Here is a 15,542-nt window from a genome sequence, read left to right as displayed (position 1 = left end):
GAGCGAGCATAGTTGCGAGACCAATGACACGGCCAGGGCGCGGGATCCGCCCTGGCCGGTCGTTGCCTAGCCCAGCTGGCTCTGCTGGTTATAGCTCTGCATCAGGTTGGCGTAGGCGGGCAGGTGGCCGGCCAGCAGGCCGCCAAAGCCCTCGATATCGTTGCGCCAGTCGCGGTGCAGCTCGCAGCCCACGCCGAACCAGGTCATCAGTTGGGCGCCGGCCTGGGACATGCGATCCCAGGCGGCCTCCCGTGTGGTCTGATTGAAGGTGCCTGAAGCGTCGGTGACCACGAAGACCTCATAGCCCTCTTCCAGGGCCGAGAGCGTCGGGAAGGCCACGCACACCTCGGTGACCACCCCGGCGATCAGCAGCTGCTTCTTGCCGGTGGCCTTGATAGCGGCGACGAATTCTTCGTTGTCCCAGGCGTTGATCTGGCCCGGACGAGCGAAGTAGGGCGCCTGCGGAAACATCTCCTTCAGCTCCGGCACCATGGGGCCGTTGGGGCCATCCTCGAAGCTGGTGGTGAGGATGGTGGGGATGTCGAAGAACTTGGCGATATCGGCCAGGGCCAGGACATTGTTCTTGAAGTCGTCGGGGCTGAAGTCTCGAACCAGGGACAGCAGGCCGGCCTGGTGGTCCACCATCAGCAGGGCCACGTCGTCCTTGTCGAGTCGGTTGTAGGTAAAGGACATGCTCGTTCTCCTTTCTAGGTCGTCGGGGACTGCCCGGCGACCATCGCCGGGCAGCACGGGGCGCGTTCGTCAGCTCATGCGCCCCTCGGCTTGCCGAACTTCCCGGCGTGGAAGTCGGCAAAGGCTTGGTGGAGCTCGGCCTGGTGATTCATCACGAAGGGGCCTTGCCCCGCCACGGGCTCATTGATGGGCTCACCGCTCAGTAGCAGCAGCTTGGCGTCGTTGTTGGCCTCCAGGTGGAGGGCCTCGCCGCGGCGCTCGAAGGCCACCACGCTCTCGTCGCGGACGATGCGCTCGCCGTTGACCAGCAGCGTGCCCTCGAGCAACACCAGCAGGGTGGTATGGCCCTCGGGAACCTCGATCTGGGCATCGCTGCCGGCCACCAGGCGTAGGTCCCAGACATTGATCGGGGTAAAGGTGCGCGCCGGGCCCTCTCGATCGAGATAGCGGCCCGCCACCACCCTGACCTGTCCGGCCTCATTCGGCAGGTCGATACGCGGGATCTCGCCGTCGAGCAGGGTCTGGTAGGCCGGCGGGGCGGACTTATCGCGGGCCGGCAGGTTGACCCACAGCTGCACCATCTCGAGCGTGCCGCCCTCTGTGGCGAAGGCCGGGGCGTGATACTCCTCATGGACGATGCCGGCACCGGCGGTCATCCACTGCACGTCGCCTTCGCCGATCCGGCCGCCATGTCCCGCCGAGTCGCGGTGCTCCAGTTCCCCCTGGTAGACCAGGGTCACGGTCTCGAAACCGCGGTGGGGATGAGCACCAACGCCGCGCGCGTGCCGGGTCGGCCCGAAGCGATGCGGGCCGGCACGGTCGAGCAGCAGGAAGGGGCTGAGGTGCTCGGCGCCCAGGCGGTCGTAGCTGAACAGGGAGCGCACTGGAAAACCATCGCCGACCCAGTGGCCGTGTGGGGCACCGTATACGGCTTGAATCTTCTTCATAAGGGACTCCTGTTAGAGCGAGGGAAGCGTTTCCCCGATAACAGAAAGCCTATTTCATGAACAAAAAACCCGGTAGATGGCTAAAATAACACTCAGCGTTTCAATAATAGGACAGCAGGATGCAGGACCTTAACGACCTCTACTACTTCGTGCAGGTAGTGGATCATGGCGGCTTCGCCCCGGCCGGACGTGCCCTGGGCATTCCCAAGTCGAAGCTGAGCCGGCGAATCACTCAGCTCGAGGAGCGCCTCGCCACCCGGTTGATCCAGCGCTCCACCCGCCACTTCTCGGTCACCGAGCTGGGCCAGGCCTACTATCGCCACTGCCTGGCCATGCTGGTGGAGGCGGAGGCCGCCGAGGAGCTGATCCAGCGCCATCACGCCGAGCCCCAGGGCACGGTGCGGTTGAGCTGCTCGCCCAGCGTGCTGCACTACCTGATCACGCCGCTGCTGGTGCGCTTCATGGCGCAGTGCCCCAAGGTGGAGGTGCAGGTGGAGGCCACCAGCCGGCGCGTGGACGTGGTCAAGGAGGGCTTCGATCTGGCGATTCGGGTGCGTTTTCCGCCCCTGGAGGACAGCGACCTGACCATGAAGGTGCTGGCGTCGAGCCCCCAGCGGCTGATGGCCGCTCCCGGCCTGTTCGCCGAGCGATCACGGCCGCGTAGCCCGGCAGATCTCGGCGGACTGCCGAGCCTCGATTTCGAGCAGTACGACCATCGCCACTGCTGGGACCTGATAGGGCCCGGCGGCGCCCGCGCGCAGGTCCCTCATCGGCCGCGGCTGGTCACCGACAGCGCCGAGACCCTGCATGCCGCGGCGCTGGAGGGGCTCGGGGTGGTCAAGCTGGGGCTGCTGGTGGGGGCTCAGGATATCCGGGCGGGTCGGCTGGTCGACGTTCTGCCGGGGTGGGAACCGCGGGGCGGGATTCTGCACGCGGTCTTTCCCTCCCGCCGGGGGCTGTTGCCGGCAGTGCGGGCGCTGCTCGACTTTCTCGACGCGCAGATCGCCGAGGAGGACTTCGCCACCCGGGAAGCGCTGATCAACCGAGCAGATGACGCCTGACGCTCATCGACGTGCGGCGCTATTCAGAGCGCCTGCGGTGCAGCCTCGCGCACCGCATGCAGCAGGAACTCGCGGTTGCCGTCGCCGCCGCGCAGCGGGCTCTCCTGCCAGTGGCGGATACACAGGCCGTGGGCCGTGCAGCAGCTGCGGATGCGCGCTTCGACCTCGGCGTAGCGCGCCGGCTCGCTGACGATGCCGCGGGCATTGACGCCGCCGGGGCCGACCTCGAACTGCGGCTTGACCAAGCTCAGCAGCTCGCCGCCGGGGGCCAGCAGGGTGGCCAGCTGAGGCAGGATCAGCGTCTGCGAAATGAACGACACGTCCATCACCGCGCAGTCGAGGCCGGCCGGCGCCTGGGCGGCGAGGGCTGCGGCCAGGCGCGCATCGCCGGCCATGGCCCGGGCGTTGAGCCCCTCCAGGCAGGTCACCCGCGGGTCGTCGCGCAGCGCCGGGTCGAGCTGGCCGTGGCCCACCTCCACGCCGATCACATGCTGCGCACCGAACTGCAGCGCGCAGTCGCTGAAGCCGCCGGTGGACTGGCCCACATCCAGCACCACGCGCCCTTCCAGGCGCAGGCCCAGGTGCTCGAGAAGCGCCTCGAGCTTGAGGCCAGCGCGTGACACATAGCGCTCCTCTGGGTCGGCCTCGACCCGCAGGCGCACGTCGTCGGCCAGTTTCTCGCCGGGCTTGCTCAAGACACGGCCGCCGTCCTCGAGGCTGACCCGGCCGTGCCGGATCAGGCGCTGGGCGCGGGTGCGTGTGCGGGCCAGACCCTGGCTGACGAGTAGCTGATCGAGACGCGGCATGGCGGTTTCCTGGAGCGGTTGGGCGTCGATTATAGCCCCCCCTGTCAACGCCTGGCGGCGAACGTGTAATACTGGGGATTCGTTAGCCGGTTAATCAAGGAGTGTCGGGTGTCGCATGCCTCACTGTTGGCCCTGCTGCGTGCCCTGCTGATTGGTGCTGTGGGTGGGCTGCTGTTCGCGCTGCTCAACCTGCCGCTGCCGTGGATGCTGGGGCCGCTGGTCGCCAACTTGCTGGCCTCCGGGCGTGGCATCGACGTGCGCGTGCCGGAGGGCCTGCGCGAGGCCTTCCTCGGCGTGATGGGCCTGGTGCTGGGCAGCCAGGTCACCCCGCAGCTGGCCGAGCGGGTGTTCGACTGGCCGCTGTCGGCGGCGCTGCTGCTGGTCGGGGTGGCGGCGTCCACCGCGGTGGCGGCGGCCTGGTACCGGCGCTGCGGCTTCGATCCGGTCAGCGCCTGGTTCGCCTCGGCCCCCGGGGCGATGCCGACCATGATCCTGCTCGGCGAGAAGTGCGGCGGCGACCCGCAGCGGGTCGCCGTCGCCCAGTCGCTGCGTATCATCCTGGTGATCCTGCTGCTGCCACCGCTGTTCTGGGCCTATGAGGGCGGGGCGCCGACCCAGGCGGCCGCCAGCGAGCCGGCAGCGCACCTGTGGATGCTACTGGCGTTGCCGCTGCTGATACCGCTGGGCAACTGGCTGCGCCTGCCGAGTGCCTCGCTGCTGGCGCCGCTGGCGTTCGCCGCGCTGCTCTCGGGCACCGACCTGGCCAGCCTGCAGCTGCCGGAGTGGGGCATGAACGTGATGCTGTGGGGGCTGGGCAGCGCGATCGGCTGCAAGTTTCGCGGCCTGTCGCGGCGCCGCTTCGGCAAGTACCTGTGGCAGGCTGCGCTGGCCACGCTACTGGCGCTGCTGGTACTTGCGGTGTTCGCCGAGCTGATCCACCGCCTGTTGGGGGTGCCGCGGGACGTGGCGCTGCTGGCGCTGGCGCCGGGGGGCATTGGCGAGATGGCGATACTCGCCGTGGCGCTGGATATCGACCCGGTGTTCGTGGCCTTCCACCATATCCTGCGCATGGTGGCACTGATGGTCGTGGCGCCGTTCTGGGCCGGCTATCTGGCGCGGCGCTACCCGCTGCCCCGTGATGATACTGCCCGGCGGGCGGCAGCGCCGCCGCCGGGCAAGCAGTGATCAGCCGCCGTCGAGCCCGGGGCTGGCCTGCAGGTCGGTGGCCGGCACTCGGTCGGCGCCCCAGCTGCGGTGCACATGGCCGATCACCCGGTCGAGCTCCTGCTGGGTGATGGTGGCCAATTCGCCGCGCTCCAGCGGGTCGAAATGGAAGATATACAGCCTTGAGGCGAGCTGCTCGAAGGGCAGCGAGGCCTCGCCGAAGCGCTCGCCTTGGCCGGCGGTGCTGACCTTGACGCCGTCGCCCCAGTCCTGGCCGCTGTCGTTGTTGGGATTGTAGAAATAGACCCGCATCACGTCCTGCGGATCGAGATTGACCCGCAGCAGGGTGATGGCGTGCCAGCCGATGAAGCGTGCCGCGCTATCGGTCACCGCGATACCCGCCGGCTGCGGGTGAATCAGCGGCTGGTTGCCGTTGTAGTAGGGGTGATAGGCGGCATAGAAGTGGCGCAGGAAGTCCTCGAGGCCCTCCAGCTGGCCGGTGGCCACGTCGACGTTGATACGGAAGCCGCGCCCCGACCACCAGCCGTGGAACTCCGGGTTGACCCAGCGGTGCGGGTCGCCCTCGCGGCCGATGCAGCGCCGGCCCATCTCGGCGTAGATACGGTCGAGGTGGGGGACCACCAGCAGCGATACCGCGTCGAGATCCATGGGCAGCTCGGTGGCGACCCCGGATAGGCTCTCGCGGGACGAGATCGGCTGACCCTCGAAGTGCATGATGATTTCATCGTCACGCGCCGCCCAGGCGACCATCTGCAGCAGGTAGTCGGGGTCGTTGTAGGCCCACATCGATAGCGCACGGGCCGACTGGCAGGTGGGGTTGTTGCCCTGGCCGACGCCTAGTGGCAGCCCCAGCATGCACATCACGCCCTCGAGCAGCCGCGCGCGCGGTGATACCGCATCGCCGTGCGCCATGTTGAGCCGCTCCTGCGACCACGGCGAGAGGGTCAAGCCCAACTGGCGCCACATCGCCGGAGCCACCGGGGGCTGATAGAGGATGCCGCGCTCGAGCATCAGCGCCAGGCCGTAGATGGCCTGGGGCGTGGCCGGATAGATGCCGCTGCGAATCAGCGCGTGGACCAGCTCGCGATAGCACATCAGGCAGTCGCGCCCGGTGGAGGAGAGGCCCATGGCTTCGGCCAGCAGGTGGTCGCTGTGCTCCAGCAGGTGGCGCATCAGCACGCCGTGGTAGGGCGACACCAGGCCGGTATCGTGCATGGCGCGGGCGAAGCCGCTGGCTTCGTACTGCAGGGCCGCTTGGTCCATGCTCTCCAGCCGCTCGCGGTAGACCTCCAGGCCGGGGTCTTCGCGGCACGCCTGGGTCGGGCCGAACAGCGAACTGACCAGGCGGTCGGCGCCCTGGCCGCTGGAGCCCAGGTCGATGGCCGGATTGGCCTGGCAGATGGCGATCTGGGTGATCATCTGCTTGACCGGTTCGACCTGCAGCGGGCGCTGGCGCAGGATCCGCCAGATCTCGTCGATCAACTGGTCGACGATATGTTCGTAGCCGATGCGCTCGGCGAGGTGCTGGAACAGCCGCCGCGGCAGCTGGGCCAGCCGCCCCTGGGTCTCGCGCTCGGCCTCGCTGGGCGCGCCGAACAGCAGCCACAGGTTCAGCGCCATGACCTGAGTCAGGTAGTGGTGGGCCTGTTCGGCGGAGATCAGTGCGTGCTGGTAGTCGCCCATGGCCACTGCCAGCAGGCGCAGTTCGCTCAGCGACTCGATCACCACGCTGTTGGGGTCGGCGCTCTTGAGGGCATAGGTGGTCAGCGAGGGCACCAGATACTGCGGCGTGGCCCAGTCTGAGCCGAGGAACACCCCGGCCGACTCAAGCGCCTCGGCGCGGGCCTCCACTGCCGCACAGCCGCCGGGCTGCATCATCACCCGGCGCGCCGTATCGAGCACCCGCCCCAGCTTGCCCGGCTTGGCGAACTCGCGGGCCGTATCGAGCAACTCGGTCGCTTCGTCCAGCTTGGCCAGCAGGGCGTTGAGTTTGTCCACGTCGGGCGTGGACGCTAGTGCACTGTTTGTCTCAGGGTGCTCGGTCACACCGACTCCTTATCCCGGTCTCTGCCAGGGATTATACATAGAAGTCCAGATCCTCCTGGTGTTTGAGCAGGTCACGCAGCTTATGAGGATCCTCGCCCCTGAAGTAGATCAGCCCCCAGTGGGTGCCGAACGCGGTGCGCTTGGTGACGGTCTCTTCCATCGGCGGGGTCAGTTCGTGGGACTCGAAGTAGGGATGGTCCTCGACCTCTTCGGGGATCTCCAGGCGGCTGACCACGCGGCGACGCGGGTAGACACCGAAGCAGCCGGCGTAGCCGTTGGCGTCCTCGACCTCCTTGGGGAAGAAGGCCTTGACCTCCTCGGCGCTGGCCTTGGGGTCGAACACCAGCATCGAGGCCTGGTAGGCGTTGAAGCCGTAGACCCGCTCGAGCAGTTCGAAGACCTTGAAGCCCGGCGGGCGGTAGGCGACTTCGCCGAAGTACATCTCACCGTCGCTGGTGACGAAGTACTCGGGGTGAATCAGGCCGAACTCGATGTCGAAGGTCTTGATCAGCTTCTCGATCTGCGCGGTGATCTGGGGGCGATAGCGCTCCAGCTCCGGCGAGCCCGGGACGAACACCGAGTAGCCCAGCGTCACGTATTCGGAGAGGTTGAGGAAGACGATCTTGCCGTCGTGGATCCAGGCCTCGACGGCGAACTCCCAGCCATCGAGGTGGGATTCCATCAGCACCGGGAATTCCTCGTCGGGGATCGAATCGACCTCGTCCGGGGTGCGGATCACCCGGTGGCCCAGGCAGCCGGCCTTGTCGAAAGCCTTGAGGTGGATCGGATCGTTGGGGTCGCCGTCGAGCTTGAGCAGGGTCTGATTGACGCGCTTGAGGAAGCGCACCACGTCTTCCTTGTCGTGGGCTTCCTCGAAGATGCCAACGCGGATGCCGCCGAGCTGGGCGCGGCGCTTCATCAGCGCCTTGTCGCGTAGCAGCAGCGACTGGCCGTAGAGACGCGGGTTGTCGAGCAGTACCGAGTTGATTGCCCCGGCCCACTCGACGGTCTCTTCATACAGCGGGATGGCGACGTCGACGCCCATCTCCTGCAGCGTCTCGGCAATCTCCATGGAACGGTCGTTCAAGCGCTCGAAGTTCCACGATACGTAGGGAATATCGTGTTTTTGGCAATATTCCTCGGCCCAGTCCGGGGCCACCACCACGTAGCGGCGATCGAAGTTTTCGGCAGCTTCTACCGCGCTCAAGCTCCAGCCCAGAAGTGCGATATAGCCCTTGTTGGGATCCTTGGTCATGGTAGTGCCTCCGTTGGAAATTGGTTGAACATGACGTTATACGCTACACGCTGTGACACGAACTTGATAGCCAGCGGGCCATCACCGCAGCGTGGATAACGTGGGGCTGGGACGCAGATGGGGGACAAGGGTTCCATGGGCGTCGCTGCGGTTGCGAGGCCGTGGGGGCGCTGTTATAGTGCGCCTCGCTCGGCCCGATGGCGTGCTCATTCGCTGTGAATGGCATGCTCGATGTCGAACGCTATGGTGGCCCTCGTCGGTCCTCCCGCAACGCTAAACTGCGAACCCCGCCAGGCCCGGAAGGGAGCAACGGTAGTGGTGGATGCGTGTGCCGGGATGCGGCTGTCGGGGGCCGCCTCCATTCTGGGTGGTCGGTTCCGGCTGCCTGGCAGCGTCGCTTTCCCCTGCGAGCCCCAGCCGCTAGAATGAAGGCCCTGTCATGACAGCGCTTGCCGGCCTCGGCCTGGCGCCTATTTCGTCGTGAACCCGGCCGCAAGGATTCTGCCCGCAATGAGCTATCAGGTACTGGCCCGCAAGTGGCGCCCGCGCACCTTCCATGAGCTGGTCGGCCAGGACCACGTGCAGCGTGCGCTGGTAAATGCCCTCGACCAGGGGCGCCTGCACCACGCCTATCTGTTCACCGGCACCCGCGGCGTGGGCAAGACCACCCTGGCGCGGATTCTCGCCAAATGCCTCAATTGCACTGCCGGCGGCCGCGATGATAGCGCGGTGACCTCGACCCCCTGCGGCCAGTGCGAGAGCTGCCGCGCCATCGACGAGGGCCGCTTCGTCGACCTGATCGAGGTCGATGCCGCCTCGCGGACCAAGGTCGAAGACACCCGCGAACTGCTCGACAACGTGCAGTACGCACCGACCCAGGGGCGCTTCAAGGTGTACCTCATCGATGAGGTGCACATGCTCTCGACCCACAGCTTCAATGCGCTGCTCAAGACCCTCGAAGAGCCGCCGCCCCACGTCAAGTTTCTGCTCGCCACCACCGACCCCCAGAAACTGCCGGTCACGGTGCTGTCGCGCTGCCTGCAGTTCACGCTCAAGAACATGCCGCCGGAGCGCATCGTCGAGCACCTCGGCAAGGTGCTGGCCGCCGAGGACGTCGGCTTCGACGAGTCGGCGCTATGGCTGCTGGGGCGCGCCGCCGACGGCTCGATGCGCGATGCCATGAGTCTCACCGACCAGGCCATCGCCTTCGGCCAGGGAGCCGTTCGCCAGGCCGACGTCGCGGCCATGCTCGGCACCCTCGATCATCGCCACCTGCTGGCGCTGGTCGAGGCGCTGGCCGAGGTCGATGCCGCGCGTATATTGGCAGAGGTGGCGGCCCTCGCCGAGCAGGGCCCCGACTTCGCCGGCGTGCTCGACGACCTGGTCGGCACCCTGCACCGGCTGGCGGTGGCGCAGATGGTGCCGGATGCGTTGGATAACGGCCACGGCGACCGCGCGACCCTGCTGGCGCTGGCGGCGCGTTTCACCGCCGAGGACGTGCAGCTCTACTACCAGATCGGCCTGCAGGGCCGGGGCGACATGGATCACGCCCCGGATGCCCGCACGGCGCTGGAGATGACCCTGCTACGCATGCTGGCCTTCCGGCCTCAGGGTGTGCCCAAGCCGGCCAGCACGCCGCTGCCGATCAGCGGCGCGCTGTCGCAGCAGGGCCAGCCCGCTCCTCCGCAGGCGCCGCCGGCCGCTGCCGAGTCGTCGCCTCCGGCGCCCAGCGCGGCGGAGGCGCCGCAGCCGTCACCAGGCGCGGCCGAGCCCCGGCCAGAGGCTGAGACCGCAGCTGCCGCCGCGCCGCCGAGCGTGGAGCCGCCGCCCTGGGAGTTGCCCAGCGACACCCCGGCCCAGCCTGCTGCTGCAGCGGCGATGAACGAGGCGCTCGAGCCGCATGCCGCAGCGCCTGCCCAGCAGGCCGACGCGGTGCCGTTGCCCGAGGCCAGTGAGCCGGTCGCTGCAGCGCCAGTCGAGCCGGCCGCGGCCCCGCAGGATATCGCCGCGGCGCCCGCCGAGTCGCCGGCGAGCCAGCCCGCGGCACCGGCCGAGCCCCGGCCGCATGGCGTCGAACATGGTGACGGCTTCGATCACGCCACCTGGCTAGCACGCTTCGATGATCTCGGGCTTGGCGGCCTGACCCGCAATCTCGCCGCCCACTGCCTGGTCGAGCATGACGACGGCCAGCGCCTGCAGCTGCGGCTCGACCCCAGCCAGGCGGCGATGAACGCCGAGGTTCACGTCGAGCGACTCGAGAAGGCGCTGCTCGAGTTGGGCGTGCCGCGGCGCGTCAGCATCGAGCCCGGCGAGCTGCCGCCCGGCATCGAGACGCCGCGGGCCATGGCCGACCGCCTCAACGCCGAGCGCCACGCCGCCGCGGTCAAGTCCCTCGAGGCCGACCCCCACGTACAGGAACTCCGCGAGGCCTTCGGTGCCCGATTGCTGGAAGCCTCGGTCTCCCCACAGCAGCGCAGCGGCGAGGCCGCGCGCTGATCACTTCGATCCAGGAGCATGAGCCATGATGAAAGGCGGAATGGGCAACCTGATGAAGCAGGCCCAGGAAATGCAGGAAAAGATGCAGCGCATGCAGGAAGAGGCGCAGAAGGCCGAGGTCACCGGCGAGGCCGGCGCCGGCATGGTCAAGGTGACCATGAACGGGCGTCATGACGTCAGCAAGGTCGACATCGACCCCAGCGTGCTGGAAGAGGACAAGGAGCTGCTCGAGGACCTGCTCGCCGCCGCGGTCAATGACGCCGTGCGCAAGGTCGAGGAGACGACCCGGGAGCGGATGGAAGAAGCCACCGCTGGCCTCAATCTGCCGCCTGGTTTCAAGATGCCGTTCTGATGAGTTTTTCTCCGCTCGTCGATCGTCTGCTCGAGTCGCTGCGGGTGCTGCCCGGGGTCGGGCCCAAGAGCGCCCAGCGCATGGCGCTGCACCTGCTCGAGCGTGATCGCGAGGGTGGCCAGCGGCTCGCCGCGGTGCTCGCCCAGGCCCTCGACGAGGTCGGCTACTGCCAGCGCTGTCGTACCCTGACCGAAGAGGAGGTCTGCGGGCTGTGCCGCAGCCCGCGCCGTGACGACAGCATCCTGTGCGTGGTCGAGTCGCCGGCCGACATGCTGGCCATCGAGGACGCCGGCGGCTACCAGGGCCAGTACTTCGTGCTCCACGGCCACCTGTCGCCGCTGGACGGCATCGGCCCCGAGGATATCGGCCTCGACCAGCTCGAGGCGCGTATCGACGCCGAGGCGGTCAGCGAGGTGATTCTGGCCACCAATCCCACCGTGGAGGGCGAGGCCACCGCGCACTACATTGCTGCCCAGCTCGACGGTCGCCCACTGCGCCTTTCGCGTCTCGCCTACGGCGTGCCGATGGGCGGTGAGCTGGAGTACGTCGACGGCGGCACCCTCAGCCGCGCCTTCAACGGCCGCCTGCCATTTCAAAGTGATTGAGCCGCCCCGCGGCCAGGACACCCCCTGACTATGCCTACCCCTGCCACCCTCGATATTCGCTGGGTCGATACCCCCGCGGCGCTGGACGCCGCCTGTGCCGACCTGGCCGGGGCCAAGACCCTGGCGCTGGACACCGAGTTCTTCCGTGAGTCGACCTTTCATCCGGTCCCCGCGCTGTTGCAGCTGAGCGCCGGCGAGGCGGTCTACCTGATCGATCCCCAGGCCCTCGACGCCAGTCCGGCACTGTGCGACCTGCTGGCCGGCGGGCCGCTCAAGCTGCTGCATGCCAGCAGCGAGGACCTCGAGGTGCTGCGCAACTGGGCGGATGTGCTGGTCGCGCCGCTGGTCGATACTCAACTGGCGCAGGGGCTGCTCGGGGAGGACCCGGCGATGGGCTACCAACGCCTGGTGGAACACTGGACCGGCGAGACGCTGCCCAAGGACGAGACCCGCTCCGACTGGCTCGAGCGGCCGCTCTCCGAGGCCCAGTGCCGCTACGCGGCACTCGACGTGGTCTATCTGCTCGAGGTGTGGAAGCAGCAGCGCGCGCGGCTGGTCGAGCTGGGCCGGCTGGAGTGGCTCGAGGCCGACTGCGCCGAGCTGCTGGCCCAGGCGGGTCGCAGCGGCGACGCCGACGGCCAGTGGTACCTGCGTCAGCGCCAGCTGTGGCGGCTCACGCCGCGCCAGATCGAGGCTTACCGGCGCCTGACCATCTGGCGCGAAGGGGAGGCGCGGCGCCGCAACCTGCCACGCGGCTGGCTGGTCAACGACAAGCTGCTGTATGCCGTCGCCGAGGCGCTGCCGCAGCATCGCCAGGCGCTGGCCGCCATCGAAGGGGTCAAGCCGACGCTGGTCAAGCGCGAGGGCGGCACCCTGCTGGCGCTGGTCGGCGAGGCGCGGCGAGTCGACGAGAGCGACCTGCCGGAAGCGCTGCCATCGCCCTTGGCGGGAGCCTTCAAGAAGCGCTTCAAGGCGCTCAAGCGAGTCGTCACCGCCGAGGCCGACGCGCTGGGGGTGGCGCCGGAGGTGCTGATGCGCCGCCGCGACCTGGAAGCCGTGGTCGCGGCGGACCTGCAGGGTCACCCGCTGCCGCTGCCGAATGGCTGGCGCGGTGAGCGGCTCGCGGCAGGCCTGGCCGCGGCGCTGTCAGAAGGAGAGGGGGCATGAGTGCCGACAAACTGATATGCGAGATCTACAAGAGCTCGCGCAAGGACGAACTGTATCTCTACGTCGACAAGCGCCAGGGGCTCACCGAGGTGCCGGAGCAGCTGCTCGAGCACTTCGGCACGCCGCTGCCGGTGACCACCATGTTGCTCACCGCCGGCAAGCGCTTGGCGCGCGCCGAGGCTAGCGAGGTCATGGCGCAGATCGCCGAGAAGGGGTTCTATCTGCAGATGCCTCCGGCCAAGGAGCCGTACCTGCTCGATCTCTACCGCACGCCGACGCAATCACGCTATTGAGCGCCGCGGGCGCCGGGGGAATATAAAGATGCGTGAACTGTTCTGGGAGCGCTACCGTCTCGACGAGCTGACCGACGAGGAGTGGGAGGCGCTGTGCGACGGCTGCGGTCAGTGCTGCCTGCTCAAGTTCCAGGACGAGGACAGCGGCGACCTGGCGGTGCTCAACGTGGCCTGCGAGCTGCTCGATATCGACAGCTGCCGCTGCGGCGACTACGCCAATCGCTTCGAACGGGTGCCCGACTGCACTCAGCTCACCCCGGCGCGGATCGACGAGTTCCGCTGGCTGCCGGGCTCCTGCGCCTATCGGCGCCTGGCCGAGGGGCGCAGCCTGGCGCGCTGGCACCCGTTGATCAGCGGTGACGGCCGCCGCATGCACCGCAAGGGCATCAGCGTGGCCAGCTTCGCGGTCTCCCAGCGTGACGTGCTCGAGGCCGATTACGACGAGCACATCATCGCCATCCTGCCGATCGACGGCTAGGCACGGCGGTTTTCCCGCCCCCCGCGGGCCTCGATGTATCCCGCCACCATCACTCCTCGACCATGCCCAGCGCCCAGAGAATAAAGGCGTCCTGGCGAGCACCGTCGCGCCACGCCTTGAAGCGCCCCGACGCGCCGCCGTGGCCGGCGGCCATGTCGCTGCGCAGCAGCACAGGCCCGCGTGCGCTGCCCAGCTCGCGCAGCCGAGCGTAGAGCTTGGCGGGTTCCCAGTAGGGCACTCGCGAATCGTGCCAGCTGCCCTGCAGGAACACGCTGGGGTAGGGCAGCGGCGCGAGGTTGTCGAGCGGCGAGTAGTCGCGGATACGCTTGCGGGCGGCCGGCTCGTCGGGATTGCCCCACTCGGTGTATTCGGCGGTGGTCAGCGGCAGGTCGGGATTCTCCATGGTGCGCAGCACATCCACGAAGGGCACGTCGAGGACCGCAGCACAGAAGGCTTCGGGTGCCAGGTTGAGGCTGGCGCCGACCAGCAGGCCGCCGGCGCTGGCGCCGTAGGCGGCGATGCGCGCCGGGTCGCTGAGCCCGGTGTTGGCCAGGGCGTCCCGCGCGGCCAGAAAATCGCGGAAACTGTTCTCCTTGTGCTCCATCTTGCCGGCCAGGTACCACGGCTCGCCGCGGTCGCCGCCGCCGCGCACGTGGGCCACGGCGAACGCCACGCCGCGCTCCAGCAGCTCGAGGCGGGCCACCGAGAACCAGGGGTCGAGGACCTCGCCATAGGCGCCATAGCCGTAGAGCAGGGTAGGCAGCGGCGTGTCACCGAGCAGGTCGACGCGGGCCACGATCGAAACCGGGATCTGTTCGCCGTCGTGGGCGGTGGCCCACAGCCGACGGCAGGCCAGCCGATCGGGCTGCAGCGAGCCGTGAATCGGCTGCTCCTTGAGCAGCCGCCGCTCACCGCTGTCGAGATCGTGCTCCAGCCAGCGCACCGGCAGGGTGAACGACTCTTCGCGTAGCCGCAGGCGGCGCGCCGTGAAGTGCGGCATATCGCCGAGCATCAGGCTGCATGGCGCCTCGGGCAGCGGTAGTCGCTCGTCGCGGCTGGCGACGTGAGCGGTATCCAGCTCGAGCAATCGCAGATGGACCTGGGCCTGTTGATGATCGCGTTCGGTGACCACCAGTCCCCAGCTGAAGGCATCCACCCCTTCGAGGGTGACGTCGTCGCGGTGAGCCAGCAGCGGCTGCCAGGCGGGCGTCGCCTGATCGTCGAGGCCGGCGCTCTCCTCGACCCTGTCGAGGCGAAAATGCACCGCTTCGCGGTTGTGAAGCACGTAAAAGACCCCGGGGCGATGGTCCAGCGCATATTCGACGCCACTCTCGCGGCGCCGAAAGCAGTGCGGCGGCGTGGCCGGCGCGGCAGCGGGAATCAGGTAGCACTCGGTGGTGTCCTTGGAGGCCGACTCGAGTACCAGCCACTGCCGCGAGCGGGTCTTGCCGAGTCCCAGCCAGAACTCCGGGTCGTCCTCGCGCAGGATCAGGCTGGCCTCGCCGGCTCGGCCCGTGGCATCGAGGCTCAGGCGCCACACGCTGTCGGGGCGCTGGGTGGCATCGTAGCGGGTGAAGAGCAGGGTGGCATTGTCTTCGGCCCAGCTCAGCTCCGGGCCGATCTCCTCCAGTACCCGTCGCGGGGTACCGTCCGGCAGGCGCTTGAGCCACAGTTCGAAGGTCTCGTCGCCGCGCGTGTCTTCGCTCCACGCCAGCCACTGCTCGTCGGGGGAGAGCGCCATGTCGCCGAGCTCGAAGAAGTCATGCTCGGCGGCGCGGGCCTCCAGGTCGAGAAAGCAGCGGCGTGACTCGGGCTGCCCGAGCGGGTAGCGCCACCAGCGCGGGAAGTCGGCGTCGGCGGCGGTCTCGCTCCAATAGCAGTAATGGTCGAGGGGCGTGGGTAGGCCGCTGACGGCCAGCTCGCGGCGTGCCAGGTGACCGTGATAAAGCGCCTCGGTGAGTTCGCCGAGCGGAGCGAACCAGGTGTCGCACTCGTGGTTGGCGGCTTCCAGGAAGGCGCTGACCCGTGGGTCGTCGCGCGCTTCCAGCCAGTGCCAGAGGGGGTCGTCGGGGCGCCGGTAGGCGGCAACCGGCGAGTCGGCTGCCTGGTTGAGCAGATTATGACGCAGCAGCTGTGCTTTCATCGGGTGCGGTGTACC

At 68.3% G+C, this 15,542-nt stretch carries 14 protein-coding genes and 1 other RNA gene; 9 read left to right on the top strand and 6 right to left on the bottom strand.

What is annotated here, in order from left to right:
* Positions 1–66: 66 nt before the first annotated feature.
* Positions 67–693: a hydrolase gene (locus BWR19_13510; protein ID APX93872.1), complete on the bottom strand. Its 627-nt coding sequence runs from the start codon at positions 691–693 to the stop codon at positions 67–69.
* Positions 694–767: 74 nt separating this feature from the next.
* On the bottom strand, positions 768–1,640 hold the full coding sequence (locus BWR19_13505) for a quercetin 2,3-dioxygenase (protein ID APX93871.1): 873 nt from the start codon (positions 1,638–1,640) through the stop codon (positions 768–770).
* A 119-nt stretch (positions 1,641–1,759) separates the two neighbouring features.
* Here BWR19_13505 and BWR19_13500 point away from each other — a divergent pair, with 119 nt between their 5' ends.
* Complete coding sequence (locus BWR19_13500) at positions 1,760–2,701, top strand: LysR family transcriptional regulator (GenBank protein ID APX93870.1); 942 nt, start codon at positions 1,760–1,762, stop codon at positions 2,699–2,701.
* Positions 2,702–2,724: 23 nt separating this feature from the next.
* Here BWR19_13500 and BWR19_13495 read toward each other — a convergent pair whose 3' ends face one another.
* A complete protein-coding gene (locus tag BWR19_13495) occupies positions 2,725–3,507 on the bottom strand; it encodes a TlyA family rRNA (cytidine-2'-O)-methyltransferase (GenBank protein APX93869.1) in 783 nt (260 codons plus the stop codon).
* A gap of 93 nt (positions 3,508–3,600) precedes the next feature.
* On the opposite strand from BWR19_13495, the gene BWR19_13490 reads away from it, so the two are divergent.
* A complete protein-coding gene (locus tag BWR19_13490; protein APX93868.1) occupies positions 3,601–4,692 on the top strand; it encodes an ammonia monooxygenase in 1,092 nt (363 codons plus the stop codon).
* Here the strand turns inward: BWR19_13490 and BWR19_13485 are convergent, their stop codons facing one another.
* A complete protein-coding gene (locus BWR19_13485) occupies positions 4,693–6,738 on the bottom strand; it encodes a hypothetical protein (protein APX93867.1) in 2,046 nt (681 codons plus the stop codon).
* Positions 6,739–6,769: 31 nt separating this feature from the next.
* Complete coding sequence (locus BWR19_13480; protein ID APX93866.1) at positions 6,770–7,993, bottom strand: carboxylate--amine ligase; 1,224 nt, start codon at positions 7,991–7,993, stop codon at positions 6,770–6,772.
* Between the two features lie 254 nt (positions 7,994–8,247).
* Between BWR19_13480 and ffs the strand changes: the two genes are divergently transcribed.
* The 7 genes from ffs to BWR19_13445 all read left to right on the top strand — a co-directional run bounded on the left by ffs (position 8,248) and on the right by BWR19_13445 (position 13,384).
* Positions 8,248–8,344: signal recognition particle sRNA small type (gene ffs / locus BWR19_13475), an RNA gene on the top strand.
* A 159-nt stretch (positions 8,345–8,503) separates the two neighbouring features.
* Positions 8,504–10,489 (top strand): hypothetical protein, encoded by a 1,986-nt coding sequence (locus BWR19_13470; protein ID APX93865.1) that lies wholly within the window; start codon positions 8,504–8,506, stop codon positions 10,487–10,489.
* Positions 10,490–10,514: 25 nt separating this feature from the next.
* Positions 10,515–10,841 carry a YbaB/EbfC family nucleoid-associated protein gene (locus BWR19_13465; GenBank protein ID APX93864.1) on the top strand — a complete coding sequence of 109 codons (327 nt, stop codon included), beginning with the start codon at positions 10,515–10,517 and terminating at the stop codon, positions 10,839–10,841.
* The gene (locus tag BWR19_13460) at positions 10,841–11,446 is read left to right on the top strand and encodes a recombination protein RecR (GenBank protein APX93863.1); all 606 of its coding nucleotides are present in this window, start codon (positions 10,841–10,843) and stop codon (positions 11,444–11,446) included. Before BWR19_13465 ends, BWR19_13460 begins: the two co-directional genes overlap by 1 nt.
* A 30-nt stretch (positions 11,447–11,476) precedes the next feature.
* Positions 11,477–12,613 carry a ribonuclease D gene (locus tag BWR19_13455; GenBank protein APX93862.1) on the top strand — a complete coding sequence of 379 codons (1,137 nt, stop codon included), beginning with the start codon at positions 11,477–11,479 and terminating at the stop codon, positions 12,611–12,613.
* Positions 12,610–12,906: a hypothetical protein gene (locus BWR19_13450; protein APX93861.1), complete on the top strand. Its 297-nt coding sequence runs from the start codon at positions 12,610–12,612 to the stop codon at positions 12,904–12,906. The genes BWR19_13455 and BWR19_13450 overlap by 4 nt, the downstream gene beginning before the upstream one ends.
* Positions 12,907–12,934: 28 nt before the next feature.
* Entirely contained in the window at positions 12,935–13,384 is a 450-nt protein-coding gene (locus tag BWR19_13445; protein ID APX93860.1) for a hypothetical protein, read from the top strand.
* A gap of 49 nt (positions 13,385–13,433) precedes the next feature.
* Here the strand turns inward: BWR19_13445 and BWR19_13440 are convergent, their stop codons facing one another.
* Complete coding sequence (locus BWR19_13440) at positions 13,434–15,527, bottom strand: S9 family peptidase (protein ID APX93859.1); 2,094 nt, start codon at positions 15,525–15,527, stop codon at positions 13,434–13,436.
* Positions 15,528–15,542 lie beyond the last annotated feature (15 nt).

The sequence above is a fragment of the Halomonas sp. 1513 genome, from assembly GCA_001971685.1.
In the GTDB taxonomy this organism is placed as follows: Bacteria; Pseudomonadota; Gammaproteobacteria; order Pseudomonadales; family Halomonadaceae; genus Franzmannia.
The sequence above is the reverse complement of the archived record's forward strand: the minus strand, read 5'-3'. Positions and strand labels throughout refer to the sequence as shown.

Coding starts and splice junctions, on each gene's coding strand:
- BWR19_13445 (APX93860.1), top strand. CDS start 12,935: ATGCGTGAACTGTTCTGGGAGCGCTACCGTCTCGACGAGCTGACCGAC.
- BWR19_13505 (APX93871.1), bottom strand. CDS start 1,640: ATGAAGAAGATTCAAGCCGTATACGGTGCCCCACACGGCCACTGGGTC.
- BWR19_13470 (APX93865.1), top strand. CDS start 8,504: ATGAGCTATCAGGTACTGGCCCGCAAGTGGCGCCCGCGCACCTTCCAT.
- BWR19_13510 (APX93872.1), bottom strand. CDS start 693: ATGTCCTTTACCTACAACCGACTCGACAAGGACGACGTGGCCCTGCTG.
- BWR19_13500 (APX93870.1), top strand. CDS start 1,760: ATGCAGGACCTTAACGACCTCTACTACTTCGTGCAGGTAGTGGATCAT.
- BWR19_13460 (APX93863.1), top strand. CDS start 10,841: ATGAGTTTTTCTCCGCTCGTCGATCGTCTGCTCGAGTCGCTGCGGGTG.
- BWR19_13455 (APX93862.1), top strand. CDS start 11,477: ATGCCTACCCCTGCCACCCTCGATATTCGCTGGGTCGATACCCCCGCG.
- BWR19_13480 (APX93866.1), bottom strand. CDS start 7,993: ATGACCAAGGATCCCAACAAGGGCTATATCGCACTTCTGGGCTGGAGC.
- BWR19_13465 (APX93864.1), top strand. CDS start 10,515: ATGATGAAAGGCGGAATGGGCAACCTGATGAAGCAGGCCCAGGAAATG.
- BWR19_13440 (APX93859.1), bottom strand. CDS start 15,527: ATGAAAGCACAGCTGCTGCGTCATAATCTGCTCAACCAGGCAGCCGAC.
- BWR19_13450 (APX93861.1), top strand. CDS start 12,610: ATGAGTGCCGACAAACTGATATGCGAGATCTACAAGAGCTCGCGCAAG.
- BWR19_13495 (APX93869.1), bottom strand. CDS start 3,507: ATGCCGCGTCTCGATCAGCTACTCGTCAGCCAGGGTCTGGCCCGCACA.